The sequence below is a fragment of the Vibrio superstes genome (assembly GCF_003569005.1).
In the GTDB taxonomy this organism is placed as follows: domain Bacteria; phylum Pseudomonadota; class Gammaproteobacteria; order Enterobacterales; family Vibrionaceae; genus Vibrio; species Vibrio superstes.
In genome coordinates this window covers 2,260,415-2,283,926 of sequence record NZ_BCUR01000004.1, presented here as the reverse complement: position 1 = coordinate 2,283,926, position 23,512 = coordinate 2,260,415, and the positions used below count along the sequence as shown (strand labels likewise).

Sequence of the window (23,512 nt, the reverse complement as noted above, 5' to 3'; positions counted from 1 at the left end):
TCTTAATTTAGGCGATTACCTCGCCTAACTAGGGCCCCCGCAAGGGGGCTTTTTTGTATTGAGAATAAAGACATGAAGAATAGACTATTTGCATCAATGCTTTTGTTGATTTCCAGTTCTTCAATAGCTGGAATGGATCATTCAGGCTTGCGTGTTGGTGCAGGCTTAGCCTCAGACATGGGCATGTTCAAACTAGAAGATAAAGTGACAGGCTTTGACTCCGATCCTTCGGTCATTGTTGATCTTGGTTATGATTTTAACGACATCTTTGCCATAAATGTCACCGGTGCTGCAACGGGCTTTAAGTGGGATCGTGGTAAACAGAAACCCCAGTATATAGATACCGCCTACGAGGTGGCTGTGGCAGGTGAAGTCGGTTATACCAAGGTAACTGAGCGTGGGTTTACCATTAAGCCGTATGTTGCCCTAGGGGGTGTTTATTATAACAAGCAGGCGAACCTTCTTTTTACTGGTAATGATGGCGGGAGTGACGTGCGTGGCCGTGGCACAATTGGACTCAGAGTTTCGATAGATAATAAGCTCTATCTCGATGGCCGCGTTCAGGCAACCAATGTTGCCTATGATGGCAAGCTTTCGGGTAAAGAAGATTTGTTAACTCAAGGTTTAGTCACCATCGGCTATAAATTCTAAGAGTAGTAATTTAGAGCGATAAAATGGTATATAAAACCACCCCAATAGTTGGATATCAATTATTGGGGTTTTTTATTGCCCAAACAAAATGAAAACCTAATTAACCATTGCGGAGATTGATTTTTAATGTTGATTAGCTTCACAAAAACACCCCTACCTATCTAATAAGTTAATACTAACTATTTTTACCTATTTGCCATGCTCGCGTAAATTACACCTCAAGCCAAACAGGACTGGCAACAAATCAAATGGAGGTAATTAAATTTTAACGAGGTAATTAAACATGAAAAAATTAATTCTAGCTTCAACTCTTGCACTAATGTCTGCTTCTTCTTTCGCTGCAGACGATCAGTCGGGCTTTCGCGTCGGTGGTGGTTTTGGTACGGATGTTGGCAGCTATAAACAAAGAAACTCTAGCGAAGGTAAGATTGAAACTGATCCTACAGTAGTGCTAGAAGCTGGTTATGACTTCAATAGCATTTTTGCGATTAATGTTAAGGGCTCTGGTACTGGCACAAAAGCTACAAACCGACGTGGGCGCAATGGCCAAAATCTTTATACAACTTACGATCTAGCAGTAGAAGCAGAAGCAGGCTATACATTCGTTACAGATGGTGGCACATCAATCAAGCCTTATGTTGCGTTGGGCGCAGTTGCGTATGACAAAGATACTAGCGCATGGTTGAGTGACAGTAAAAATGCAGTCCAAGCACGTGGTGCTTTAGGTGCTCGCATGACCTTTGATAATGGTGTGTACGTCGATGGTCGCCTCCAAGCAACAGACTTTTCTGAAAAAGGCAAAACATTCAATGCTAAAGATGACTTGCTAACTCAAGGTATGGTTACCGTTGGTTATAAGTTCTAACTCAACTCTTTCGTTGATATGAGCATCTTAATTTAGGCGATTACCTCGCCTAACTAGGGCCCCCGAAAGGGGGCTTTTTTGTGGATGGCGTTTCTTACCGACATGTATTTATACATTGAGATGAGACGATGATGACCCTAAGCTACACCTTCTCTAAACACACTCAGCGTGATTACATATCTATTAAAACTTTAAGTTATCGTATGGCTTGTTATCAACACTGAGCTATTTGAGCCAACAAAGTTCATTCTGTTCCTTTAAACTGACTCTAACCCTTCTATATACAGGCTGCACGCAGTGTAAGGGCTTAACGAATGATAGGCTCTACATTCCCCTCTCTGGTGGTTAGCTGTTGCCAGAAATCATAGACAATAACCTCTTCGAAACATCAGTAACGCGGAGGTAGGGCATCTTGATAAGTTATAAAGAGGTACTTTTATAGTGATATAGAGGGGCGAATGTCCATACCTAAGGCCGAGGTTAGTTAATGTTGTTCGTACAACGCAGATTGAAGAGAGATGCCATTAAGCTATCCAATAATAGATGAGTAAAATGGATACCAATATGCATTGGCTAGAGCTGACGGAATGCTGACACGAGTATTGTGTCTTGATAGTGATAAGCACGGTAATGAAATGGAGCGGGTAGTGAGGGGCTATTTTACTGGTGATAGCGTGTTAGATTACGCTACGTGAAAAAAGCCAACAGTTAACTCTGTTGGCTTTTTAGAAAGGGCTCAAGGTATTCTAGAAAGGATACATTGAGCTAGATAGTTTACTTAGCCGCACAAGCTATTATTCCTTTTTGGGTTATTTATACCAATCACACTAAGTAAGTGATCAGAAATAGCGTAGGAAAAATTCTCGAGGACAAGGCAGAATTTTTCGATAAGTAGTTATTCTACAATCATAAATTCTAACGCAGTCATCGAGTATTTTAACAAGCTAGGATGACCAGTTATTTAGTACGATTGGTATTACACTCTTCCCAACTGATCTTCTCAGCAGAGCGAGCTTGCTTGAAGATATCTGCACACATGGTCTTAGCAAAGGCTGTTGTTTCTGCAAAGTTGATGTCTATTTGCGACCCATTGCCTTCATTGTAGTAAGTTGTATTACCGGTCTCTAGGTTGTAGATGTAGGTCTCCCAAGTTGCGTATGACGTATCGTTTGTTGGGTCAATTAGCTCCTGGGGAACCTTGTTACCGTAGTCGAAAAACCCTTTCATTTTACCGCGAGTATCCACCCAGTCTGCTTTTGGATCTAGTTTCGCATTTGCAGTGACATGGTAACCACGCAGGTAACGAGATGGGGAGCTGATATCGCTAGGTAGTGTTTCAGCGTTGCTTAGGTCAAAATTTTCAGCGTGAGCAAGGATGTCTTGGCGCAATGGCATGTTAGCCATTACACGCAGGTCACTGCTGATGTCACCACGGTGAACAACCATCTTACCGCCTTCGTTCAACTGGAATAATGCGATGTCACCAGACTTGTCTTGCACCGAGAAGTGGAAACCGTGTTGGTGGCCTCCAATGCCGGTTTTCCAAGCAGTTTGGAACTCACCTGCTTCGAATGCTTTTACTGCTTCGTCAACAGTAGCAAATTGAGTGGCCAAGTAGTTTACGATTTGCGACATATGTACCGCTGGTGCGCCGTTGTCTGCTGCGTCCTTTACAAATTCAACCGATGGGTTTTGGTAAAGGATAGAAGCCGATAGACCTTTATCGTTAACGGCCTCACCTGACGTACTATGGAACGTTTCTACTTCCACGTAATCGACGGTATGGTGTTTTACTGTCCAAGATGCAGGGTTTTTGTACTCTGGTACATTGTAAGCTTCTACAGCTACGCCCGAAGGGTAAGCTTTTGCGATGGATTGTAGTTCAGAGCCACCCCAGTCAAAAGAACGAGCAACAGTTACACCGTGAGTCTCACCACCGTCCATGATAAGACGTGAGCACGCGCTTGCTGTAGTGGTTACAGATGCGATTGAAGCAGCAGCGATTGCAGCGATGGCTAGTTTGTTTAGTTTAAAGTTCTTCATGAGTTCATACCTATTTAATGGTTGTATTAAGAGTGAATTCAGGTGGCTTCCAACAAATTATGTTGGTTATCCCGCCAGTTGATGATTGAATTATGAGGTAGGCATACTAGAATGTTAACTGCGCCAAGAGTGGGGTTATCCCTCTCTTAGGCTTTCCTTCATTAGGTTGAGATCTGGAGCGAACGATATGGCGATGACGTTGGAGCAGCTGACAGCTTTTGTTGAAACTGTTGAGAAAGGAAGCTTTAAGCAAGCGAGTATTCGTTTGGGAAAGCACACTTCGACAGTGAGCGGATTGATAGCGAATCTCGAGTCTGAATTGGGTATGGATCTATTTGTGCGTAAGCCGCGCTCACTTGAGATCACACAGCAAGGAGTCGAAATTTACCGTTATGCTCAATCAGTTATCAGGGAATGTGATTTACTTGATGTAAAAGCTAATAGCTTGCTCGAGGGGTTACCATCCTCATTTACCATAGCCGTAGATAGTGATCTAATGGATAGTGGGGTCAGCAAAATAGTTGCTCGATTGATCGATAGGTTTCCAGCGTTGAACCTTAAAGTTATCGCCGTTGATCCTATGCAAGTAAGGAGTCATGTTCTGAGCGAGCAGGCTGATATAGGATTTGGTATTTCACTCTTTAGTGGTCACCACGAGCTGACTATTGCAGATGGATATTCGTTTGATGTTGCTTTCGTTTCTTCCCCTAAACTGCACTTCGAAAATAAAGTGATACCCTTAGCAGAACTGCGAGGTAAACTGCAAATTTCGGCTTTGTTTATGAAGCAGGTTGCACGTGAAGATACACATAATTTAAGTTCGAGAATGATCTATAGCAATAGCCTTGGGGGAACGATTGAACTGTTGAAACAGATTACTTCGTGGGCAATGCTTCCAAAATTTCTTTGCCAGGATGCAATAGAAAAGGGCGAGATTGAGCATTTTTACGTCAACCCTACTGAATCTATCCGCTCTAACCGATGGTCGACAGAAATTAGTTGGCTTTCTGCAAAACCAACTAATGCTGCGATGGATTTTATTATTGGTGAACTGGCAAAATTTCCAGATAGATAACTGGTTATTAAAATTCTATTTAATAATCGTTCTGATATTTTACCATGAAGTCATCAAATGATAATAAAATAGTCTTTTAGAGAAATATTAATAGTCAGAAGCACTATAAAGCAGAGCAATAAAATATTATCTGTAAATACTATTAAGTAAAATATTAGAAAGTATATTGTAGTGAGAGCATTGGACCGCTAAAGTCAATGCCGACATTAGCATTTAATAATGAATCGCCATACTCAGCGCCTATCTCATAATGGTTATATGAGGCATTAAAAATCAGCGAGTCTGTTATTTGATAATATGCCCCGACATTAAAATCAATTAAATGGCCGTCAAACAGTCGAGTAGACAGCATAAAGGCTTCTAAGTGAGATGTCAGCCCTAGATTTTGAGTCAGTTGATAGTTTCCCCTAACGCCTACGTTTGGCATAGGGGCAAGGGTGTTTTTCTTACCTTTGGTATTAAAACTCAGCCAGTCTTGACCGCCTTCATTGATATTAGCGCTGATGCCACCTTGCCCCGATATTTGCATTAGATGCAGGCCCAACATTGCGTCTAGATTAAAGTTATCCGTAGATATGATGCGATGAGCATAGCCAATGCGAGCGATGTCTATATCTAGATTTAGGTCTAAGGTTGCGCTCGCCTTAAACTTACCATCGAGGATCTTGATTGGATCACTGGATACAGTGGTGCGAGCATTACGATGCAATGAACGCCAATCTGCATAGACACTATTCCCACTATCGAACTGGTACTCAATCTTTACATAAGGTGAGAGGTTTTTTTCATCTAAATCTAGGTGACTTTCGGCATCGAGTTTCAATTTAGCACCAAGGATGGGAACACCCAGAGATGCAGTACTGTTCGCAGAGTTGTACACGCCGCCAAGGGTAACAGAAAGGTCGCCAGCATAAACGCTACTTGTCAGTATACTTGCTGTGATTAAACATAGTTTGAGCTTTTTCATCTTCGCTTGCTACCGTTCAATTTGCTGAGTGTACGCTTTAGCTTGTTAGCCATATGCGAGTTTGTAAGCAGATATTACAGCGCAAGTCCCGATAATTAGAATGAGTAAGTATCGCTATTGTAGATAGATTGAAGAGTGAGAAAAGAAGGTGAGAAGATCGAGTGGATTTAGTATGTAGGGAGGTTAGTTACTTGTAGAGTTGTTAGCTGAGGCCTAACTGTCTGGGCCGGTTGGGAGTTGGGGTTGCAGAGGACTGGTAGAGGGGAAAATGAGGCGCTGACTAGCGCCTCGTTTACAGGAGTGACTTAATTTACAGTACATATCGGTTGAAATGGAGTTGTGCTGATTGGAAATAGGCGGTCATAAATAAGGTTAAATACAGCCGAGTAAATCAAAGCATAAATGACAAAGCCAATATCCGCGATAAAAGCTTCAATGAAGGTCAAATTTAAGCTCAAGGCAAGTACTGGAACTGTGACAGTAATTAAACCAAGTTCAAACAAAATTGCATGCATGATTCTTTGCTTTGAGGTTTTTTTACAGTGTCCTTGTGTTTTACTCAGGTGTCGATCAAATAAGAAGTTAAATAACATATTCCATGCCATCGCAAGTAGTGACATCGCCATAGCAAGAATACCTACATGATGGCTAGCACCTGGGATAAACATCATGCCAATAGGTATTAAAGTCACAATTAACCCAACTTCAAAAAAGATAGTGTGACGAATTCTGTCCATCAAAGAACGATTGGTTTTAATATTGTTAGTATTCATAATATATCTCTCATCTAATCGTTAGTAACTTTAAGTTGGCCTAGCAAAACTTATCGTAAAGAGCATTAGTAAAATAGGTGTAAGCAAATACAAGAACGCTAAACCATAAGTCAGCGGACATGACTTGCCAGAATGAAGAGTCGAGCATAGAAAAGAATATAGGCGCTGAAATAACAAGCAGTCCTAGTTGGAACAGTAGTGCATACACAAAACGACACTTCGCTGTTTTCTCTAAACTACGTCGCCATTTCCATAGATAGGTATCGAAACCAAAGCTATAGGCAGCATTCCAAACGATGGCGGCAGTAATGAGTAGCAGTATTTTGCCACTGACTAGGTTGATATCTGCGAAATCGTCAATGAACACAGGTACCACTAACAGCAAGATCCCACCTTCTAGAGTAAGTGCTCGCAGCAGTCTGCTTTTTAGTGGACGTATTGGTTGAGTGTCGGTTTGTTGGTTCATGACTATCTCCTCGTTGATGGCGCTATTATCTAGTGCTAAAGGGAATAGGTACAATGAATAAGTATCGTCAAAATAGATGGATTGAAATGCTCTCTCTTTCTCTCTCTATTTATATATAGGAAGTACCGTTTGCTGCTATTCGCTGTCGCATTAAAAACCTTACCTATCGATTTTATAGATGAAATTTATTTTTATCTATTGGACATACTTGCGTAAATTTCGCCTCAAGCCAAACGGATTGGTAAAGAACTACATGGAGGTATTTGTAGTTTTATGAGGTAATCAAACATGAAAAAAATACTTTTAGCGTCAACGCTTGTTCTACTATCTGCGCCTTCTTTTGCTGCGAACGACAGTTCAGGCTTCCGTGTTGGTGGTGGTTTTGGTACAGATTTTGGCAATCATCAACCTAGGAAATCTAGCGGCCGCCATTCCGTTGAAGCCGACCCAACCGTGGTCCTTGAAGCCGGTTATGACTTTAACGATATCTTTGCTATCAATGTCAAAGGGTCTGCTACTGGCAATAAAATTTATGGAAATTCGAGAAGAAGCAGAGGCAAATCATACAATCTAGGCACTACTTACGACCTGGCTGTAGAGGCTGAAGCAGGTTACACATTTAAGCTTGACCGTTCTACTTCAATCAAACCATACCTAGCAGTAGGTGCGGTGGGTTACGATAAAGATACGACGGAATATTTCCAACTTGAAGATGGTAATGACAAGAACGCAATTAAGGCGCGCGGTGCGCTGGGTGTTCGTATGACGTTAGACAATGGTATTTATGTCGATGGTCGAGTTCAGGCAACGGACTTTTCACCGAAAAGCGGTGATTTTGACGCAAAATATGATCTGTTAACTCAAGGCTTAGTGACTGTGGGCTACAAGTTCTAATTCAATCATTGTATTGATATGTGCATTTTAATTTAGGCGATTACCTCGCCTAACTAGGGCCCCCGCAAGGGGGCTTTTTTGTTTGCTGGTATTAGCAACGAACAAAGAACTTTGTCAGTGCCCTCTGCAAATTGAATATTAAGCACCGACTAACCTATGGGAAATTTGCATAGTAGCTATTTTCTACAATTAATTTATCTAATGTAAATTCACGCCTAGCCAACAGGACGGGCAGTGGAAAAAGGGAGGTGTTTAAACTATTTACTCGGCAATTCAATGAAAAAATTACTATTAGCATCAACTCTGGCAATTATGTCAGCCTCTTCTTTCGCCTCTACGGATGATCATTCAGGTTTTCGTATTGGGGGTGGTTTTGGTAGCGATGTTGGAAAATATCAGATACATGGTTTAGGTGAGAGTCGTAGCGTGTCTGCTGATCCCGTTTTCATCTTAGAAGCAGGTTATGACTTCAATGAAATCTTTGCTTTGAATGTAAAGGGCAATGTGACTACCTATACGGATTATGGTGATAATCCTAAAAATTATCGTCCAACCTGGGATCTTACCGTTGAGGGTGAGGCTGGCTATACCTTTGTAACAGATAAAGGTTTTTCAATTAAGCCTTATGCGGCTTTAGGCGCAGTGGCTTTTGATTCCACCACAAGCTCAGGTTTGGGTGAGAGTGGCACACATGCAATACGAACACGTGGAGCACTAGGCGCACGAATGACTTTGGACAGCGGGCTGTATTTTGATGGGCGCCTACAAGCTACCGATCTTACCCCGAAACCTGAGAAGTTTAATAGTAAGGATCACCTGCTGACCCAGGCCATGCTTACAGTGGGTTATAAATTTTAGAGCGCTTGATAGCGAGTTAAGAATAGCGCTATCTTGACGAATTAGGCCTCCTTAGTGGAGGCTTTTTTATGTCTGTTTATTGGGATATCTATTAGGCTCAGGCAGCTGACAACGAACTTAACACTCTCAATGTCCTTATTCGAACTATAGAAAATCAAGATAGGTATTAATTTATAGTATCGCCTTTGTAAGGGTAAATTATCTCGATAAACCAAACCGGACTGGTAATAAGCAAAAGGAGTTCTTTCAGATTCACGAGGTAAGGTACCATGAAAAAATATGTTCTAGCTTCAGCTTTGATCTTGGCTTCTTCTACTGCAATTTCCGCTGATTATCTTGGTTTGCGCGTTGGCGGTGGTTTGGGCACTGGCATTGGAGACTATTCATTGCAGGATATCGATAATTCACAAATGAGTATCAGTACAGACCCTTCAATTAGTCTAGAGTTGGGGTACGATTTCAATGATATATTTGCTTTTAATGTTAAGGGAGCTGGTACCGGCTTCAAGTCAACTTCAAAGAGTAACTCGAATCAGAGTAAGGGCACTATCTATGAACTTGCTCTTGAAGCGGAGCTTGGCTACACCTTTTCGTTTGATGGTGATACTTTGGTTAAGCCTTATGTAGCCGTCGGTGTTGTCACATTTGATAAAGACACAAGCAAAATGCTAGGCGAAAACAACTACGCTAAAACAGGTCGAGGTGCGATAGGGGTACGAACGATATTAGATAATGGTGTCTATTTTGACGGTCGTATTCAATCGACTGATTTTACCGATAAAGGAAAAGGTCTCTCCGCCAAGCTCGATCTAGTGACTGAGGGTAGAATTACAGTAGGTTATCGTTTCTAAATAGATCTTCGCTTCTGAAGAGGAGCGCCTATTTTATTGTGTATGATTATCTGGTTAGTTTGTGAACTCGTTAGAAATCAATAAACTGCTCTATAAACCAACTCCCTGCTGGCCCAAGTGATGGAGACCATGCTATCTCTATAGGCCATAGCATTTGGTTGCCATCAAAATCTACTCTTAGTTCTGTTACAGCAGTAGCTTCTATAAGGGGTTGAGAGAGTGGTTCTGGCAAAAGACAAAACCCAACGCCTTGTAACAGCAACGACTGTAAATGATAAAACTGCGAGCAGTGAATCAAGTTTGTGCTTTAGCGCAGTGATTCCACAAGATCGGCGTCAGCAAAGCCGCTTACTTGGGGGATGAGTTGCACGTGCGAAAGAAGATCATGTCTTGAAAGTTCGGCTTGTTTTTGTGCCAAGGGATGAGATGGGACAACAACAAATCGCCACTTAATCTGTTCTATAAACTGTGACTCATAGCCCCCGCGTTGATGAAGTTTTGCCGGTGCAATGATGATATCTGCCGTATTTGAATCATTGGGTGCCAAGCCATGTATATCCTCCATATCCATCATATTTATCTTGAGTTCAGGGAACTGTCTTGATAACTCTGGTTGCGTTAGAAAGTGAGTGAATCTTACGCTGACATAGGAAAACAGAGTAATTGGCAGGTGTTAGTCCAGCTTATAGGTTGGATGCCTTAGTTATTGCCGAGTAACCGTGTTATGGATAAACGAATAAAGACTGCCATACATAGTGACAGTCTTTTTTATTCTTGATACATGGTGTGTTCGGATTGCCCTAAGCAGGGCTCAATCACTCCATTAATAAAGAATGGAGTAAAGCTGGCGTCGGTATTGCTTAGCGATCGTGTTTTCTTGACCTAGTGCAGAGAGCACATCCATAAAGGTTTTTCGCATCTCACCGTCTAATGCACCTAGGTCTTTAGAGATAAACGACCACAATAGCTCAAGGGCTTCATCGCTACGGTTGACTTCATGGTATTGCAGCGCCAATTCGTTGGCGATTTTTGCATTCTCGGTATCATTAGCTAGCTGAGTTTCTAAGGCTTGTATCTCTGGGCTGTTTGCAGCTTGAGCGTGAAGCTCTAACTTCGCCATCAATCCTTTGTAGTAGTTGTCTTGATACTCTAGCGGGATATGAGAAAGCACAGCTTCAGCTTCGCTAAATTGGGCGGTCGCGATTAGGCAATCAGCTTTAGCCAGTTTTACTTCACCCTTATTTTGCAACTCCTCAGGTAAAGAGCCAAACAGAACAAGAGCTTCTGTGTATTGCTGCTCTGACATCAAGCTCAATGCTTTTTGTAGATTAAGCTCATCTTGGCTTGGCAGGTGTTTTTGTAGCATAGCCTCAATGGCTTGAATTGGCTGCGGCCCACCTAATCCATCAATGGCTTGGCCTTGACTAAACAATGCGATAGTTGGCAGCGCTTGAATACCAAACTGTCCCGCAATTTGCTGCTCTTGCTCGCAGTTGAGCAGGGCTAGGGTAAAGGCGCCCGCGTATTGCTGCGCAAGTTGCTGGATTTGTGGAACAAGATCAGCGCTTTCTTGACTCATCGGCGCCCAAAAGTAGACCACAACGGGTGTGTTCATTGAGCCTTCCAAGATCTGTTGGAAGTTTTGTTGGTTCATTTCGACGATGAATTCTGATGGCATGAATGTGTCCCTAGACTAATGATGAGTATGCATAACAATACCTTATAGATTGGGTTACTTTAGGCAATCTCAAGGTGTATGTTTATGAAAACCAAAAAACTCAGGCCATTCTCGCTAATCTTATTAATTAACGGAGCGAACCTGAGTTTCTGTAGGCTTGGTTAGTGTAAGGGTTAAAATAGCACTAAAACAAGAACCACAACCCCCACACTTAACCAGTTGAGTTTGTTTAAAGACATGCTGTCCTCTGAAACTTAAACATGATTAATCATAACAGTTGGTATTTTGCACACCTTTTATTACAAATTTATGGCGAAACGACGATTTTGAAGAAAAAATTGTAAAAAGTTAGTGTGACAAAATTTGCGACAGCGCTGGCTGGACCCTCGAGTAATTAAAAGTGAAGCCCATTTCAGTGAGGCGTTTTGGCTTGGCTTTGACGCTATCAAACAATAAACAACTGGATTCGCCCAAGGCCATCTGCATGGCAAATTTAGGTGTAAATAAAAAGTGGGGTCTTGAGAGGGTCTTTGCCAATGTTTGGCTAAATTCTTTATTGGTAACAGGGTGCGGTGCCACCATATTAAAGACTCCCGAGCAGCTCTCTGTTTCGAGTAGAAATTGAATGGCTCTCACCATATCTTGAATGTGAATCCATGGCATGTATTGCTGGCCAGCGCCTAATGGGCCACCGAGACCAAGCTTGTATGGGAGGAGCATTTTTTCTAGTGCGCCCCCATTTTCCCCCAACACGATTCCTGTTCGAAGCAGCGCGACTCTGGTTTGTTCACTGCGCGCTTGATTGGCGATGTCTTCCCACTCTTGGCAAACGTAATGCGGAAAACCCTCTGCCTTATAGGGAGTTTCTTCGTCGACGCGAATTTGATTTTGATCTCCGTAAATGCCGACTGCAGAGCCGCTGATCAATACCTTGGGCGGATTTGAAGAGCGTTTAATGAGGTCTACGATTTGCCGAGTGATGTCCCAGCGACTGTCACAGATGCGCTTCTTTTGCGCGTCAGACCAGCGCTTATTCACAATAGGCTCTCCGGCCAGATTAATCACAGCATCAAAGCCAGAAAGGTCTTGTAGTTGGTCAAGAAACTGCACAAAGTGCAAGCAATTAGGGTTTACGTGCTTTAATTGCTGCGCAGCGTTGTCACTGTCACGAGTCAAGATAGTCATTTGATGAGGGATGAGTTGTTTGACCAGCGCGCGGCCAATAAACCCAGTACCACCAGTAATCAATATGTGCATACCTGCTCCAAGTAGAGTAATCGCAGAAGGTCAACAGACCCTAGCCAGTATTATCGACGTTATGTGTATATCCAGCGCTAAGCTGAAAGAGCCTATAATTATAGACGTTACATTTCGAGCCTCACGTCACACCTAGGCCACGGATAATTGACCATAGTTAATCTATAAGATTAACACACGGTTTAATTTCTTTAATACGTAAGGAATAACGCAAGCAGATGAATGTCTTCCTACGATCTTTCATTGATAGTGCAAAAGATCTGACGCCCATCGTTTTGGTGGTGGCATTCTTTCAGCTAGTTATTCTGCAACAACCCCTCCCGCATTTCTTTACCATTTTATTCGGCATGCTACTGGTGGTGCTGGGGCTTACCTTATTTGTGCTTGGGCTCAATATGGGGCTGTTCCCCATCGGAGAGTCGATGGCGCAGGCGTTTGCACGCAAGGGTAGTGTGGCATGGCTGATATTCTTTTCTTTTTGTCTTGGTTTTGGCACAACTATAGCGGAGCCTGCGCTTACGGCTGTGGCAATGGAGGCTGCAGAGGTGGCTGCGAAAGAAGGGGTGATCGCGTTTAATGATGACAGTATGCAAGATTATACCTTCCACCTTAGATTAACCGTCGCGCTGTCGGTGGGGTGCGCCCTGGTGCTTGGGGTGTATCGAATTCTTAAAGGGTGGCCAATCCACATCTTGATTATCAGTGGTTACTTACTGGTGGTCTCGCTGACCTTTTTTGCTCCGCAAAGCATCATTGGCATTGCCTATGACTCAGGTGGGGTGACAACGTCGACCATCACTGTGCCTTTAGTCACCGCTTTAGGAGTAGGGCTTGCTTCTTCGATCAAGGGTCGCAATCCTATGGTGGATGGCTTTGGGCTAATCGCATTTGCTTCCTTGTTACCCATGATCTTCGTAATGCTGTATGGGATGTGGCTGTCATGATTACTCTAGCTCATACCCTTGAAGTGTTTGCCTCCACAGTCATGGACGTCTTTCCCATTGGTGTGATCTTGTTTGGCTTTCAGGTGGCGGTTTTGCGCAGACCTATACGAAATTTGCCCTCGGTATTGCTTGGCTTCGTATTAGTGATTGTCGGATTGGCGCTATTTTTGATTGGACTAGAGGCCGCGTTGTTCCCATTGGGAGAAACTATGGCCATGCAACTGACCATGCCAGAGTTCTTAAAAGAGATGCGATTATCTGAGGCTGGATTGCTGCGTTGGTTTGATTATTACTGGGTGTATCTGTTTGCCTTTTGCATCGGTTTTAGTACCACCATAGCCGAGCCCTCGTTAATAGCGGTAGCGATTAAAGCCAATCAGGTCTCTGGCGGTAGTATCAAGGTTAATGGATTGCGATTGGCGGTTGCATTGGGTGTCGCGATTGGCATTACACTAGGCTGTTATCGCATAGTTGCAGGTGATCCTATTCACTACTACATCATAGTGGGTTATCTGATTGTTATTGTGCAAACCTACCTATCTCCATCCATGATCATTCCCCTTGCCTATGACAGTGGCGGTGTTACCACATCAACCGTCACAGTGCCCATAGTGACGGCACTAGGTTTAGGGCTTGCCTCGACGGTACCGGGCCGAAGCCCACTGATTGATGGCTTTGGCCTTATTGCCTTTGCCAGTCTATTCCCAATTATTACTGTCATGGGGTATGCGCAGATTACACGCTGGCTTAACCAGCGCCATCCTATTAAGGAGGATTCTAATGCGATTTAAATTGATACTAGCCTTTGTTGAGGATATCCGCACGGACGCGGTACTTGATGCTGCAAGGTCTGCGGGTGCAACGGGTGCGACTGTGATCAGTAATGCTCGAGGTGAAGGGTTGAATCAAAAGCGTACTTTCTTAGGGTTGACGCTTGAGGTTCAAAAGGACGTATTGTTGTTTGTGGTTGAAGAGCACTTATCGCGCCGTATTTTGGAGAAGATCAGCGATATTGGTGAATTTGACCAAGAATCAGGACAAGGTATCGCAGTACAGATAGATGTGGAGGATGCCGTTGGAGTCGCCCATCAGGTTGAGACTCTAACCAAATTAGTAGAGAGGGAACTATGATATGAAAAGTCACACCAGCCGCAGAGTAAAGGATGTTATGTCTGCAACCTATGCCATTGTTGATGGCCTAATGACAGTTCAGGAAGCAATAGGCATAGCACGTGAAAACGAGGTCAAAGCACTGATCGTAAATAAACGCCATGAGGATGACGAATATGGTTTGGTGTTGATGAACGATATTGCCAAGAAAGTATTGGCTCAGAATCGCTCACCGGCTCGAACTAATGTCTATGAGATAATGAGTAAGCCTGCGTTGTGTGTATCACCAGATATGAATGTCAAATATTGCGCACGATTGTTTGAGCGATTTGGAATTAGCCGGGCTCCGGTTGTTTTAGATGGTAATGTGCTTGGGATGGTGAGCTACAACAATATTGTTGTGAAGGGCATGGTGTTAGATTCGGAGTTCTAACCTAACCACAAGGGCCTGCATAAGAGTGAAGTAATAGCTGTTTACCAACTTCAGACGGTATCCTCTGGAGAAAAACAGAGGGCATTGGTACACTCTCGGCCAATGTAAGACGATAGAGTAATTCAATATGAAACTGTTTTTTGCTTCTGATTTGCATGGCTGCCTAGCCTCAACGGAAAAAGCTGTCGAAGCTTATCACGCCTCTGGTGCGGAGCATTTTATCTTGCTCGGCGATATCCTAAACCATGGACCGAGAAATCCAGTTCCAGAAGCCTATGCGCCAGCGCAGGTAGCGGAACTTCTCAATAAGTATAAAGACGACATTATTTCAGTAAGAGGTAACTGTGACAGTGAAGTGGATCAGATGTTGCTTGATTTCCCTGTACTGAGCGACTTTGCCATTGTATTACTAGAAAGCGGAAAGCGCCTGTTCTTAACCCACGGGCACTTGTACAACCAAGATAGATTGCCACCACTCAAAAGCGGTGATGTTCTCGCGCACGGACATACTCATTTGCCTGTAGCCGCATCAATGGGCGAGTATACCTTGTTTAATCCTGGTTCTGTAACCTTGCCTAAAGGTGGCAATGTAGCAAGCTACGGGGTGCTTGAAGACAACAGACTTAGCGTTGTTAGCTTTGATGGGGATGTGTTGGCGGAAACTAATATCTAGGAATCTAGAACCTAGGGTCAAAAAAGGAGGCTGAGCCTCCTTTTTTATTTTAACTTACATCGCCGGCGTCGATACCAACACTCGAGAACCATGCCCTAGGCTGGTCAGCAAGATTGAATTGTCATCGATGATGTCCACGCGACGGCTTTGTTGGGCATCAGTGATAAACAGCTGCTTTATCACTCTAAGCTGTTGTTCAGTGAAATCTTGGCTATCGATAGCTGAAGAATCTTTAAACTCTTTAGGATCGATCAACAGATAGTTATCACTTAGTTGCCACAGACCTGATTCAGTAATGTTCATCGTAAATGACACAACATTGACGTCATTGAACAACTGGATACGTGATGCACGAATGTAGTCGCCATTAGGTAGGTATTTTACATTAGACATAATGTGGACCTTGTTCAGAGGCCCAATGCTATCGTCAGCGAGATCAGAGTGAACAAACGTATTAAGGTTTGTTTGCCATTCACGAGAGGTCAATACCTGTTCGATCTTGACGTCACTGCCCCAGTATAACCAACCACTGAACACGACAGAGATTACTAATAGAATTGATGCTACACGTTGGTTCATTACTTGCTGCCTCCTTTTGCGCAGATCTTGGCAAGGTCTTGCTGTTTGCCAACAAGACGAACAGTGCTATTTTCAGAGGTAAACTGTGGCCCATGAATGTAGCTTAAATAGAGCTGCTCTGATTGGCTTGCCGTTGCAATGATTTCAACAGGGTCAGACTCATCCGTATAAGCGGTCATGTAATGGTCTACACAGCTTTCGATGCTTTCCATCCAGTTGGTCAGATCAGGGTGGCCTTCGGTAGTTTTAACCGGTACATCATTGACTACCGTGACGGCACGGAATGTAGACGGTGAAGAGTTAGGGATGATTAGTGCAATAATTGGCAATAAAATCGCCACCAACAGTAAAATTCGGGTGTTTGTATCCCAATTTGTCCAGAACGCGTGTTTCTTGGTGTTTTGCTCGGCTTTAGATTCTTTTAGCTGCGACGTAGTGATCGAAGCAAGAGCCGGCTCTGCTGCTGGAGTAGCGACTTTTTCCTCTGTTTGAGGCGTCGGGGTTTCGCGCTCGACAGACGAGATCAATTGATAGCCACGCTTCGGCACAGTCTTTACAAACTGTGGGGATTTGGTGGAATCTTTTAGCATTTTTCTAAGAGTAGAAATTGCCTGAGTTAAGCTAGAATCATCAACTTGAAAACCTTGATCTCTCCAAACAAATTCATGCAGTTGGTCACGAGTAACCACCTCATTTGGATGTTCGCAAAGTAGGGTGAGGATTCGACTTTCATTACTACCAAGTCGCACTAAACTATCGTCATCTGATTGATCGACAAGTGAGTTGCTGTTTGGATCAAAAATATACTTCTGGGCTAGTACGTATTTAATACCGATTTTACTCATTTAGATCTTCTTTGATTTTCGCTGACACACGCTTCCATAACCCATCACACTCACTCCATATGAAGTGTGAGATATATCGCCTTTTAGAGCGAATAACCGCCCTAGCATAATAAAATTTTATCTAAAAAACAGTTTTTTTATAGTAATTGACCTTGAATTTGCACTTCTCACCCTTATTTCATGCCTTATGAGTACAAGCACCAGTAAATTCTAACCTGGTGCAGTTATGAGTAAACATAAAAGTATGGAGTCAAAATGAGCGAGACTGTGTCAGCTAATAAAGAAACTCGAGGTTTCCAATCAGAGGTAAAGCAACTGCTGCACCTTATGATTCACTCACTGTATTCAAATAAAGAAATTTTCTTACGTGAGCTTATTTCTAATGCATCAGATGCGTCTGATAAGCTGCGCTTCCAAGCACTATCTCACCCTGACTTATACCAAGGCGATGCCGATCTCGGTGTGAAGCTTTCTTTCGATGAGAAGACCAACACTCTGACAGTATCGGACAATGGTATTGGCATGAGCCGTGATGATGTGATTGAGCACCTAGGCACAATCGCAAAATCGGGCACTGCGGAGTTCTTCTCTAAGCTTTCTGAAGACCAATCAAAAGACTCACAGCTTATTGGTCAATTTGGCGTTGGTTTCTATTCTGCCTTTATCGTTGCAGATGCAGTAACTGTGCGTACACGTGCTGCCGGTTTGTCGGCTGATCACGGAGTACAGTGGCACTCTGCGGGTGAAGGTGACTACACCATTGAAGACATTACCAAAGAAAGCCGCGGTACTGACATCATCTTGCACATGCGTGATGAAGGTAAAGAGTTCCTATCTGAATGGCGTCTACGTGATGTGATCAGCAAATACTCTGACCACATTGGTATTCCTGTTTCTATTCTTATCAAGGTAACGGATGAAGAAGGCAAGGAAACAGACGAAACCAAGTGGGAACAAATCAATAAGGCGCAAGCGCTTTGGACTCGTGCAAAATCTGACATCAATGATGAAGAATATAAAGAGTTCTACAAGCATGTTTCTCATGACTTTGCGGATCCATTGCTATGGAGCCACAACAAGGTAGAAGGTAAGAACGATTACACGAGCCTGCTGTACGTTCCTTCAAAAGCACCTTGGGATATGATGAACCGTGACCATAAGAGTGGTCTTAAACTGTATGTTCAGCGTGTATTCATCATGGATGACGCAGAGCAGTTCATGCCTTCGTACCTGCGCTTTGTTAAGGGCTTGATTGATTCAAACGACCTGCCACTAAACGTGTCACGTGAAATCCTGCAAGACAACAAGGTGACTCAGTCGCTTCGTAATGCGTGTACTAAGCGCGTTCTTACCATGCTAGAGAAACTAGCGAAGAAAGACGATGACAAGTACCTTTCTTTCTGGAAAGAGTTTGGTTTGGTGTTAAAAGAAGGCCCAGCAGAAGACAGCGCTAACAAAGAGAAGATCGCAGGCCTATTGCGTTTTGCTTCAACAGAAGTTGATAGCAATGAGCAGTCGGTAAGTCTTGCAAGCTATGTTGAGCGTATGAAAGAAGGTCAAGACACGATCTATTTCTTGACTGCTGATAGCTACGCAGCGGCTAAAAACAGCCCACACCTTGAGCAATTTAAAGCCAAAGGTATTGAAGTTGTATTGATGTTTGATCGCATCGATGAATGGCTAATGAACTACCTAACAGAATTCGACGGCAAGCAATTTCAGTCAATCACCAAAGCAGGCCTAGATCTCAGCAAGTTTGAAGACGAGCAAGAGAAAGAGAAGCAGAAAGAGACCGAAGAAGAGTTTAAGTCTGTGGTTGAGCGCACGCAAGAGTACCTGGGTGGCCGCGTTAAAGAGGTGCGTACCACCTTTAAGCTTGCAAGCACTCCAGCGGTAGTGGTTACCGATGATATGGAAATGGGCACGCAGATGGCTAAGCTTCTTGAGGCTGCAGGTCAAGCCGCTCCTGAGGTGAAGTACATCTTAGAGCTAAACCCAGAGCACGATTTGGTGAAACAAATGGCTGATACTGCTGATGAGATTGCCTTTGGTCGTTATGTTGAGCTTCTACTTGGTCAAGCTATGCTTGCAGAGCGTGGTTCTCTAGAAGATCCAAGCCAGTTCTTAAGCGCGGTAAACCAATTGTTGATTAAATAGTCAATCTCACGGATTAGTCGCAAAGCTGAACATTGAGCCCAGAATTATGATAGTATTCTGGGCTTAATCATTACTAAACGTAGAGTTATACCGAAACTTACAACAAAATCAGTGGCTTACTGTTTGTTGTCGGTTTGTGAGCTTCGGTATAAAAGAAGAACATTAAAGAGGAAAAACAATGCGCATCATTCTTTTAGGTGCTCCTGGTGCAGGTAAAGGCACTCAGGCTCAGTTCATCATGGAAAAATACGGTATCCCACAAATTTCTACTGGTGACATGCTACGTGCTGCTATCAAGGCGGGCACTGAGTTAGGCAAAAAAGCTAAAGGTGTAATTGATGCAGGCCAATTGGTTTCTGATGATATCATTCTAGGTCTTATCAAAGAGCGTATTGCACAAGACGATTGTGAGAAAGGCTTCCTACTAGATGGTTTCCCACGCACTATCCCTCAGGCTGATGGCCTTAAAGAGATGGGTATTGATGTTGATTACGTTATCGAATTTGACGTAGCTGACGATGTTATTGTTGAGCGTATGGCCGGTCGTCGTGCTCACCTTCCATCAGGTCGCACATACCACGTTGTATTTAACCCGCCTAAAGAGGAAGGTAAAGACGACGTAACAGGTGAAGCGCTTGTTGTTCGTGATGACGACAAAGAAGAGACTGTTCGCGCTCGCCTAGGTGTATACCACACGCAAACTGCTCCGCTAGTTCAGTACTACGGTAAAGAAGCAGAAGCTGGTAACACTAAGTACCTTAAGTTCGATGGTACTAAGCAAGTAGCAGAAGTAAGCTCTGACATCGAAAAAGCGTTATCTTAATCATTGCTTATTGTTAAGCGAATTTAGATACTAGAAGGACGACCCATTGGTCGTCCTTTTTTATTGCTTATATGTCAGGATGTTATGGAAAACCAATCTAAAACAGGGGTGTTATTAGTTAATCTAGGGACCCCAGATGAAGCAACCCCTAAAGCCATTAAACGATTCTTAAGCCAGTTTCTGCACGATAAGCGTGTAGTGGATATGACGCGTTGGGTATGGTGCCCGTTGCTGCACGGCGTGATATTGCCTATTCGCGCTCCTAAGGTAGCCAAGCTCTATCAAGGGGTGTGGATGAGTGAAGGCTCACCCCTGATGGTCTTCTCTCGCAGGCAAGCGAGTAAATTAAAACAAAGCCTTAATGTTCCGGTCGAACTAGGGATGACCTACGGTAATCCAAGCCTGCTGTCTGGCATGCAATCACTGCTTGAGCAGGGCGTTGAAAAGGTCATAGTGCTACCTTTGTACCCGCAGTATTCTGCAACCACAACCGCTGCTGTTGTTGATGGTCTGGGTAAGGCGTTCAAACAGATGACGGTAGTGCCTTCCTTTGAAGTGATTGGTGACTATCATGATCACCCGCTTTATATTAAGGCTCTGGCTGACTCAGTACGAGAATCTTGGCGTGAGCGTGGAGAGAGTGAATACCTACTTTGCTCATATCACGGCATACCGAAACGATTTGCTGACAATGGTGATGTCTACCCTCAACACTGCGAGAAGACTACGGAGTTATTAGCGCAAGAGCTTGGGCTAGGCTCCGATCGAATGGGCATGACCTATCAATCGCGTTTTGGTCGCGAAGAATGGCTGCAGCCCTATACCGATAAGACATTAGAGCAGTTGCCTAAACAAGGTATTAAGAAGCTGGATATCTTAGCACCTGCTTTCTCTGTGGATTGTCTTGAAACACTAGAGGAGCTGTCTGAAGAGTGCTGCGAACTCTATAAAGAGGCGGGTGGTGAAAGCTTTAATTACATACCGTGCCTTAACGACGGAGACAAGCATATTGAACTGATGGCCAGTCTAGTAAATGCGCGTTTATTGAATGGAGAGTGAGCACTCGTGCTCGGTCGGATTTCATGTCGGTGGGTGAGCTGATAGAATACCAACGTTAAAATTACGGCGCAAAGCCTAGTATCAGATAAAAGGTAGCAGCCATGAAACGTTGGTATTTATTGTATTGTAAGCGCGGTGATCAAGAACGGGCGCAAATACACCTTGAAAATCAAGGTGTAGAGGTTTACTACCCCAAGATCACTGTAGAAAAAATGGTTAGAAGTAAGCGCCAGAAGAGATCTGAGCCTCTATTTCCAAGCTATATGTTTGTACGCTTTGATTTTGAAGTAGGCCCTTCCTTTACCACTGTGCGTTCAACACGTGGTGTGTCTGATTTTATTCGTAATGGTATCTACCCTACAGAGCTGCAAGGTGATCTAGTGTATACCCTTAAGCAATTTGAGGGCTCTCAGGAAGATACTGAGGTTGCATTTGACTTATTCCAAAAAGGCGATGAAGTCATGATCAAATCAGGGCAATTTGCTGGTGTCGATGCGATTTACCATGAGGCTGATGGTGAGAAGCGCTCTATTTTGTTGATTACTATGATCAACAAGAAGGTAGAAGTTCAAGTAGACAACCAAGATATTGAAGCTAGAAGCTAGACTTTCATACGCGACAAATACCAGACAGGTCAGTACCTAGTTAACACTGGATTTGAAATAGAAAAAGGGCACTAAACAGTGCCCTTTGTTGTGTTTTGCTGAGAGGTTTAATAAGCCTCGTTATGTACCGCTTTAACTGCACGACCTGAAGGATCTGCGTTGTTCTTAAACGACTCATCCCACTCAATGGCTTTAGCTGAAGAGCACGCTACAGATGGTCCACCAGGAACACACTCAGCGGCTGACGGCAGCGGGAACAACTCTTCAAAGATCTCGCGGTATACATAGCCTTCCTTAGTTAAAGGAGTGTTGTATGGGAAGCGGAACTTAGCGGTTTCCATTTGCTGAACCGTTACCTTAGCTTCAGCGACTTCACGCAAGGTATCAATCCAGCTGTAGCCAACGCCGTCAGAGAACTGCTCTTTTTGACGCCATGCGATAGATTCTGGTAGGTAGTGCTCAAAACATTCACGCAGGATGTGTTTCTCCATCTTACCGTTGCCACACATTTTGTCTGCTGGGTTAAGACGCATTGCCACATCAATGAACTCTTTGTCTAGGAAAGGTACGCGACCTTCGACACCCCATGCTGCCAGTGATTTGTTAGCACGAGCACAGTCAAACATGTTTAGCGCCAGTAGTTTACGTACTGTTTCTTCGTGGAACTCTTGTGCGTTTGGAGCCTTGTGGAAGTACAGGTAGCCACCAAAGATTTCATCTGCACCTTCACCAGAAAGCACCATCTTGATGCCCATCGCCTTGATCTTGCGTGCCAATAAGTACATTGGTGTTGAAGCTCGAATCGTTGTCACATCGTACGTTTCAATGTGGTAAATCACATCACGAATCGCATCTAAACCTTCTTGAATGGTGTAAGTCATTTCGTGGTGTACAGTACCGATTTGGTCAGCTACTTCGCGAGCGGCAATAAGATCCGGTGCGCCTTCTAAGCCAACAGCAAATGAGTGAAGCTGTGGCCACCAAGCTTCAGATTGGTCATCATCTTCAACACGCATTGCAGCAAAACGTTTTGCGACAGCAGAAGTGATAGAAGAATCTAGACCTCCTGAGAGCAACACTCCATAAGGCACATCTGTCATTAGCTGACGTTTTACGGCATCTTCTAACGCTTTTGTTAGGTCTTCTTTGCTGGTGGAGTTCCCTTGAACTGCTGCGTATTCGTTCCAGTCGCGGATGTAGTAGCGAGTTGGATCTAGTGCGCCAGATTCTAGGTAGCAACCAGGAGGGAATTCGCTGACGGTTTTACATACAGGTACCAGTGCTTTCATTTCTGAAGCAACGTAGAAGTTTCCGTGTTCATCATGGCCCTGGTATAGAGGAATAATACCAATATGATCACGACCAATGAGGTAAGTCTCTTTCTCTTCATCGTAAAGAACAAACGCAAAGATACCGTTTAGCTCTTCAAGTAGGTCAGCACCCATATCTTGATAAAGGGCTAGAATAACTTCACAGTCTGAATCTGTTTGGAAGTCGTATTTACCTTCGTAACGTGCTCGGATTTCTTTATGGTTGTAGATCTCACCATTAACCGCTAGCACTAGCTTTTTGTCTGGGCTGTATAGAGGTTGCGCGCCGCTGTTTAGACCCACAATAGCCAAACGCTCATGCGCTAGAATCGCTTTTTCTGATGAGTAAATACCAGACCAGTCAGGTCCGCGGTGACGAAGTTTCTTCGACATCTCTAACGCCAATGGGCGAAGTTTCTCTGCATCACTTTTAATGTCGAGGATACCAAATACCGAACACATATATCTTCCTTACAAATTCATTTCCGTATGTGTTCAATTTGCCATTGTCGCTAAAAAAAGCAACCCACTAATCAACATTTTAATAATCAAAGAGTGACTAATGTTTATTTTGTTTAGTAAAAAGGCCTTTTTGT

At 43.6% G+C, this 23,512-nt stretch carries 25 protein-coding genes; 15 read left to right on the top strand and 10 right to left on the bottom strand.

Annotation, left to right across the window (positions count from 1 at the left end):
• The first annotated feature begins 72 nt into the window (after positions 1-72).
• Both D5I41_RS18375 and D5I41_RS18370 read left to right on the top strand, forming a co-directional pair.
• A complete protein-coding gene (locus tag D5I41_RS18375) occupies positions 73-651 on the top strand; it encodes an outer membrane beta-barrel protein (protein WP_119011046.1) in 579 nt (192 codons plus the stop codon).
• Positions 652-934: 283 nt separating this feature from the next.
• The gene (locus tag D5I41_RS18370; RefSeq protein WP_119011045.1) at positions 935-1,516 is read left to right on the top strand and encodes a porin family protein; all 582 of its coding nucleotides are present in this window, start codon (positions 935-937) and stop codon (positions 1,514-1,516) included.
• 957 nt (positions 1,517-2,473) lie between these two features.
• Here the strand turns inward: D5I41_RS18370 and D5I41_RS18365 are convergent.
• Positions 2,474-3,559 carry a linear amide C-N hydrolase gene (locus tag D5I41_RS18365; protein WP_119011044.1) on the bottom strand — a complete coding sequence of 362 codons (1,086 nt, stop codon included), beginning with the start codon at positions 3,557-3,559 and terminating at the stop codon, positions 2,474-2,476.
• A 187-nt stretch (positions 3,560-3,746) separates the two neighbouring features.
• On the opposite strand from D5I41_RS18365, the gene D5I41_RS18360 reads away from it, so the two are divergent.
• On the top strand, positions 3,747-4,634 hold the full coding sequence (locus D5I41_RS18360; RefSeq protein ID WP_119011043.1) for a LysR family transcriptional regulator: 888 nt from the start codon (positions 3,747-3,749) through the stop codon (positions 4,632-4,634).
• 154 nt (positions 4,635-4,788) lie between these two features.
• On the opposite strand, the gene D5I41_RS18355 is transcribed toward D5I41_RS18360, so the two are convergent.
• The 3 genes from D5I41_RS18355 to D5I41_RS18345 form a co-directional block, all read right to left on the bottom strand.
• On the bottom strand, positions 4,789-5,601 hold the full coding sequence (locus D5I41_RS18355) for a hypothetical protein (protein ID WP_119011042.1): 813 nt from the start codon (positions 5,599-5,601) through the stop codon (positions 4,789-4,791).
• 305 nt (positions 5,602-5,906) lie between these two features.
• Positions 5,907-6,374 carry a PACE efflux transporter gene (locus D5I41_RS18350; protein WP_119011041.1) on the bottom strand — a complete coding sequence of 156 codons (468 nt, stop codon included), beginning with the start codon at positions 6,372-6,374 and terminating at the stop codon, positions 5,907-5,909.
• A 40-nt stretch (positions 6,375-6,414) separates the two neighbouring features.
• Positions 6,415-6,840: a chlorhexidine efflux transporter gene (locus D5I41_RS18345; protein WP_119011040.1), complete on the bottom strand. Its 426-nt coding sequence runs from the start codon at positions 6,838-6,840 to the stop codon at positions 6,415-6,417.
• 288 nt (positions 6,841-7,128) lie between these two features.
• Here D5I41_RS18345 and D5I41_RS18340 point away from each other — a divergent pair, with 288 nt between their 5' ends.
• The 3 genes from D5I41_RS18340 (at position 7,129) to D5I41_RS18330 (ending at position 9,443) form a co-directional block, all read left to right on the top strand.
• Entirely contained in the window at positions 7,129-7,734 is a 606-nt protein-coding gene (locus tag D5I41_RS18340) for a porin family protein (protein ID WP_119011039.1), read from the top strand.
• A gap of 276 nt (positions 7,735-8,010) precedes the next feature.
• A complete protein-coding gene (locus tag D5I41_RS18335; RefSeq protein WP_119011038.1) occupies positions 8,011-8,592 on the top strand; it encodes an outer membrane beta-barrel protein in 582 nt (193 codons plus the stop codon).
• Positions 8,593-8,861: 269 nt separating this feature from the next.
• The gene (locus D5I41_RS18330; RefSeq protein ID WP_119011037.1) at positions 8,862-9,443 is read left to right on the top strand and encodes an outer membrane beta-barrel protein; all 582 of its coding nucleotides are present in this window, start codon (positions 8,862-8,864) and stop codon (positions 9,441-9,443) included.
• 307 nt (positions 9,444-9,750) lie between these two features.
• Here the strand turns inward: D5I41_RS18330 and D5I41_RS18325 are convergent, their stop codons facing one another.
• The 3 genes from D5I41_RS18325 to D5I41_RS18315 all read right to left on the bottom strand — a co-directional run bounded on the left by D5I41_RS18325 (position 9,751) and on the right by D5I41_RS18315 (position 12,378).
• Positions 9,751-10,017 (bottom strand): type 2 periplasmic-binding domain-containing protein, encoded by a 267-nt coding sequence (locus D5I41_RS18325; protein ID WP_208639148.1) that lies wholly within the window; start codon positions 10,015-10,017, stop codon positions 9,751-9,753.
• 249 nt (positions 10,018-10,266) lie between these two features.
• Positions 10,267-11,121, bottom strand: coding sequence for a co-chaperone YbbN (locus tag D5I41_RS18320; RefSeq protein ID WP_119011035.1), 855 nt, complete (start codon positions 11,119-11,121; stop codon positions 10,267-10,269).
• A gap of 348 nt (positions 11,122-11,469) precedes the next feature.
• Positions 11,470-12,378, bottom strand: coding sequence for a TIGR01777 family oxidoreductase (locus tag D5I41_RS18315; protein WP_119011034.1), 909 nt, complete (start codon positions 12,376-12,378; stop codon positions 11,470-11,472).
• 218 nt (positions 12,379-12,596) lie between these two features.
• On the opposite strand from D5I41_RS18315, the gene D5I41_RS18310 reads away from it, so the two are divergent.
• The 5 genes from D5I41_RS18310 to yfcE all read left to right on the top strand — a co-directional run bounded on the left by D5I41_RS18310 (position 12,597) and on the right by yfcE (position 15,538).
• Positions 12,597-13,322 (top strand): DUF1538 domain-containing protein, encoded by a 726-nt coding sequence (locus D5I41_RS18310; RefSeq protein WP_065210125.1) that lies wholly within the window; start codon positions 12,597-12,599, stop codon positions 13,320-13,322.
• Positions 13,319-14,113, top strand: coding sequence for a DUF1538 domain-containing protein (locus D5I41_RS18305; RefSeq protein ID WP_119011033.1), 795 nt, complete (start codon positions 13,319-13,321; stop codon positions 14,111-14,113). Before D5I41_RS18310 ends, D5I41_RS18305 begins: the two co-directional genes overlap by 4 nt.
• Entirely contained in the window at positions 14,103-14,453 is a 351-nt protein-coding gene (locus D5I41_RS18300; protein ID WP_119011032.1) for a P-II family nitrogen regulator, read from the top strand. Before D5I41_RS18305 ends, D5I41_RS18300 begins: the two co-directional genes overlap by 11 nt.
• 1 nt (position 14,454) lies before the next feature.
• On the top strand, positions 14,455-14,865 hold the full coding sequence (locus tag D5I41_RS18295; RefSeq protein WP_065210124.1) for a CBS domain-containing protein: 411 nt from the start codon (positions 14,455-14,457) through the stop codon (positions 14,863-14,865).
• Positions 14,866-14,992: 127 nt separating this feature from the next.
• Positions 14,993-15,538, top strand: coding sequence for a phosphodiesterase (gene yfcE, locus D5I41_RS18290; protein WP_119011031.1), 546 nt, complete (start codon positions 14,993-14,995; stop codon positions 15,536-15,538).
• A 54-nt stretch (positions 15,539-15,592) separates the two neighbouring features.
• Here the strand turns inward: yfcE and D5I41_RS18285 are convergent, their stop codons facing one another.
• Positions 15,593-16,117 (bottom strand): regulatory protein ToxS, encoded by a 525-nt coding sequence (locus D5I41_RS18285; protein WP_119011030.1) that lies wholly within the window; start codon positions 16,115-16,117, stop codon positions 15,593-15,595.
• Positions 16,117-16,962: a winged helix-turn-helix domain-containing protein gene (locus tag D5I41_RS18280; RefSeq protein WP_119011029.1), complete on the bottom strand. Its 846-nt coding sequence runs from the start codon at positions 16,960-16,962 to the stop codon at positions 16,117-16,119. The genes D5I41_RS18285 and D5I41_RS18280 overlap by 1 nt, the downstream gene beginning before the upstream one ends.
• Before the next feature lie 255 nt (positions 16,963-17,217).
• Here D5I41_RS18280 and htpG point away from each other — a divergent pair, with 255 nt between their 5' ends.
• From htpG to rfaH, 4 genes are all read left to right on the top strand, one after another.
• The gene (htpG, locus tag D5I41_RS18275; protein ID WP_119011028.1) at positions 17,218-19,119 is read left to right on the top strand and encodes a molecular chaperone HtpG; all 1,902 of its coding nucleotides are present in this window, start codon (positions 17,218-17,220) and stop codon (positions 19,117-19,119) included.
• Positions 19,120-19,297: 178 nt separating this feature from the next.
• Positions 19,298-19,942, top strand: coding sequence for an adenylate kinase (gene adk / locus D5I41_RS18270; protein WP_017029273.1), 645 nt, complete (start codon positions 19,298-19,300; stop codon positions 19,940-19,942).
• Positions 19,943-20,026: 84 nt separating this feature from the next.
• A complete protein-coding gene (hemH, locus tag D5I41_RS18265) occupies positions 20,027-21,001 on the top strand; it encodes a ferrochelatase (protein WP_119011027.1) in 975 nt (324 codons plus the stop codon).
• Between the two features lie 101 nt (positions 21,002-21,102).
• Positions 21,103-21,606, top strand: coding sequence for a transcription/translation regulatory transformer protein RfaH (gene rfaH / locus D5I41_RS18260; RefSeq protein ID WP_119011026.1), 504 nt, complete (start codon positions 21,103-21,105; stop codon positions 21,604-21,606).
• Between the two features lie 107 nt (positions 21,607-21,713).
• Here the strand turns inward: rfaH and asnB are convergent, their stop codons facing one another.
• Positions 21,714-23,378, bottom strand: a complete 1,665-nt coding sequence (asnB, locus tag D5I41_RS18255; protein WP_119011025.1) for an asparagine synthase B — start codon at positions 23,376-23,378, stop codon at positions 21,714-21,716.
• Between the last annotated feature and the right edge of the window lie 134 nt (positions 23,379-23,512).

Bases quoted from the DNA above. Each gene is read 5' to 3' on its own strand.
- rfaH (WP_119011026.1), top strand. From the start codon at position 21,103: ATGAAACGTTGGTATTTATTGTATTGTAAGCGCGGTGATCAAGAACGG.
- yfcE (WP_119011031.1), top strand. From the start codon at position 14,993: ATGAAACTGTTTTTTGCTTCTGATTTGCATGGCTGCCTAGCCTCAACG.
- htpG (WP_119011028.1), top strand. From the start codon at position 17,218: ATGAGCGAGACTGTGTCAGCTAATAAAGAAACTCGAGGTTTCCAATCA.
- hemH (WP_119011027.1), top strand. From the start codon at position 20,027: ATGGAAAACCAATCTAAAACAGGGGTGTTATTAGTTAATCTAGGGACC.
- adk (WP_017029273.1), top strand. From the start codon at position 19,298: ATGCGCATCATTCTTTTAGGTGCTCCTGGTGCAGGTAAAGGCACTCAG.
- D5I41_RS18350 (WP_119011041.1), bottom strand. From the start codon at position 6,374: ATGAATACTAACAATATTAAAACCAATCGTTCTTTGATGGACAGAATT.
- D5I41_RS18370 (WP_119011045.1), top strand. From the start codon at position 935: ATGAAAAAATTAATTCTAGCTTCAACTCTTGCACTAATGTCTGCTTCT.
- D5I41_RS18305 (WP_119011033.1), top strand. From the start codon at position 13,319: ATGATTACTCTAGCTCATACCCTTGAAGTGTTTGCCTCCACAGTCATG.
- D5I41_RS18360 (WP_119011043.1), top strand. From the start codon at position 3,747: ATGGCGATGACGTTGGAGCAGCTGACAGCTTTTGTTGAAACTGTTGAG.
- D5I41_RS18335 (WP_119011038.1), top strand. From the start codon at position 8,011: ATGAAAAAATTACTATTAGCATCAACTCTGGCAATTATGTCAGCCTCT.
- D5I41_RS18325 (WP_208639148.1), bottom strand. From the start codon at position 10,017: ATGATGGATATGGAGGATATACATGGCTTGGCACCCAATGATTCAAAT.
- D5I41_RS18285 (WP_119011030.1), bottom strand. From the start codon at position 16,117: ATGAACCAACGTGTAGCATCAATTCTATTAGTAATCTCTGTCGTGTTC.
- D5I41_RS18310 (WP_065210125.1), top strand. From the start codon at position 12,597: ATGAATGTCTTCCTACGATCTTTCATTGATAGTGCAAAAGATCTGACG.
- D5I41_RS18300 (WP_119011032.1), top strand. From the start codon at position 14,103: ATGCGATTTAAATTGATACTAGCCTTTGTTGAGGATATCCGCACGGAC.
- D5I41_RS18375 (WP_119011046.1), top strand. From the start codon at position 73: ATGAAGAATAGACTATTTGCATCAATGCTTTTGTTGATTTCCAGTTCT.
- D5I41_RS18295 (WP_065210124.1), top strand. From the start codon at position 14,455: ATGAAAAGTCACACCAGCCGCAGAGTAAAGGATGTTATGTCTGCAACC.
- asnB (WP_119011025.1), bottom strand. From the start codon at position 23,378: ATGTGTTCGGTATTTGGTATCCTCGACATTAAAAGTGATGCAGAGAAA.
- D5I41_RS18280 (WP_119011029.1), bottom strand. From the start codon at position 16,962: ATGAGTAAAATCGGTATTAAATACGTACTAGCCCAGAAGTATATTTTT.
- D5I41_RS18330 (WP_119011037.1), top strand. From the start codon at position 8,862: ATGAAAAAATATGTTCTAGCTTCAGCTTTGATCTTGGCTTCTTCTACT.
- D5I41_RS18315 (WP_119011034.1), bottom strand. From the start codon at position 12,378: ATGCACATATTGATTACTGGTGGTACTGGGTTTATTGGCCGCGCGCTG.
- D5I41_RS18320 (WP_119011035.1), bottom strand. From the start codon at position 11,121: ATGCCATCAGAATTCATCGTCGAAATGAACCAACAAAACTTCCAACAG.
- D5I41_RS18365 (WP_119011044.1), bottom strand. From the start codon at position 3,559: ATGAAGAACTTTAAACTAAACAAACTAGCCATCGCTGCAATCGCTGCT.
- D5I41_RS18340 (WP_119011039.1), top strand. From the start codon at position 7,129: ATGAAAAAAATACTTTTAGCGTCAACGCTTGTTCTACTATCTGCGCCT.
- D5I41_RS18355 (WP_119011042.1), bottom strand. From the start codon at position 5,601: ATGAAAAAGCTCAAACTATGTTTAATCACAGCAAGTATACTGACAAGT.
- D5I41_RS18345 (WP_119011040.1), bottom strand. From the start codon at position 6,840: ATGAACCAACAAACCGACACTCAACCAATACGTCCACTAAAAAGCAGA.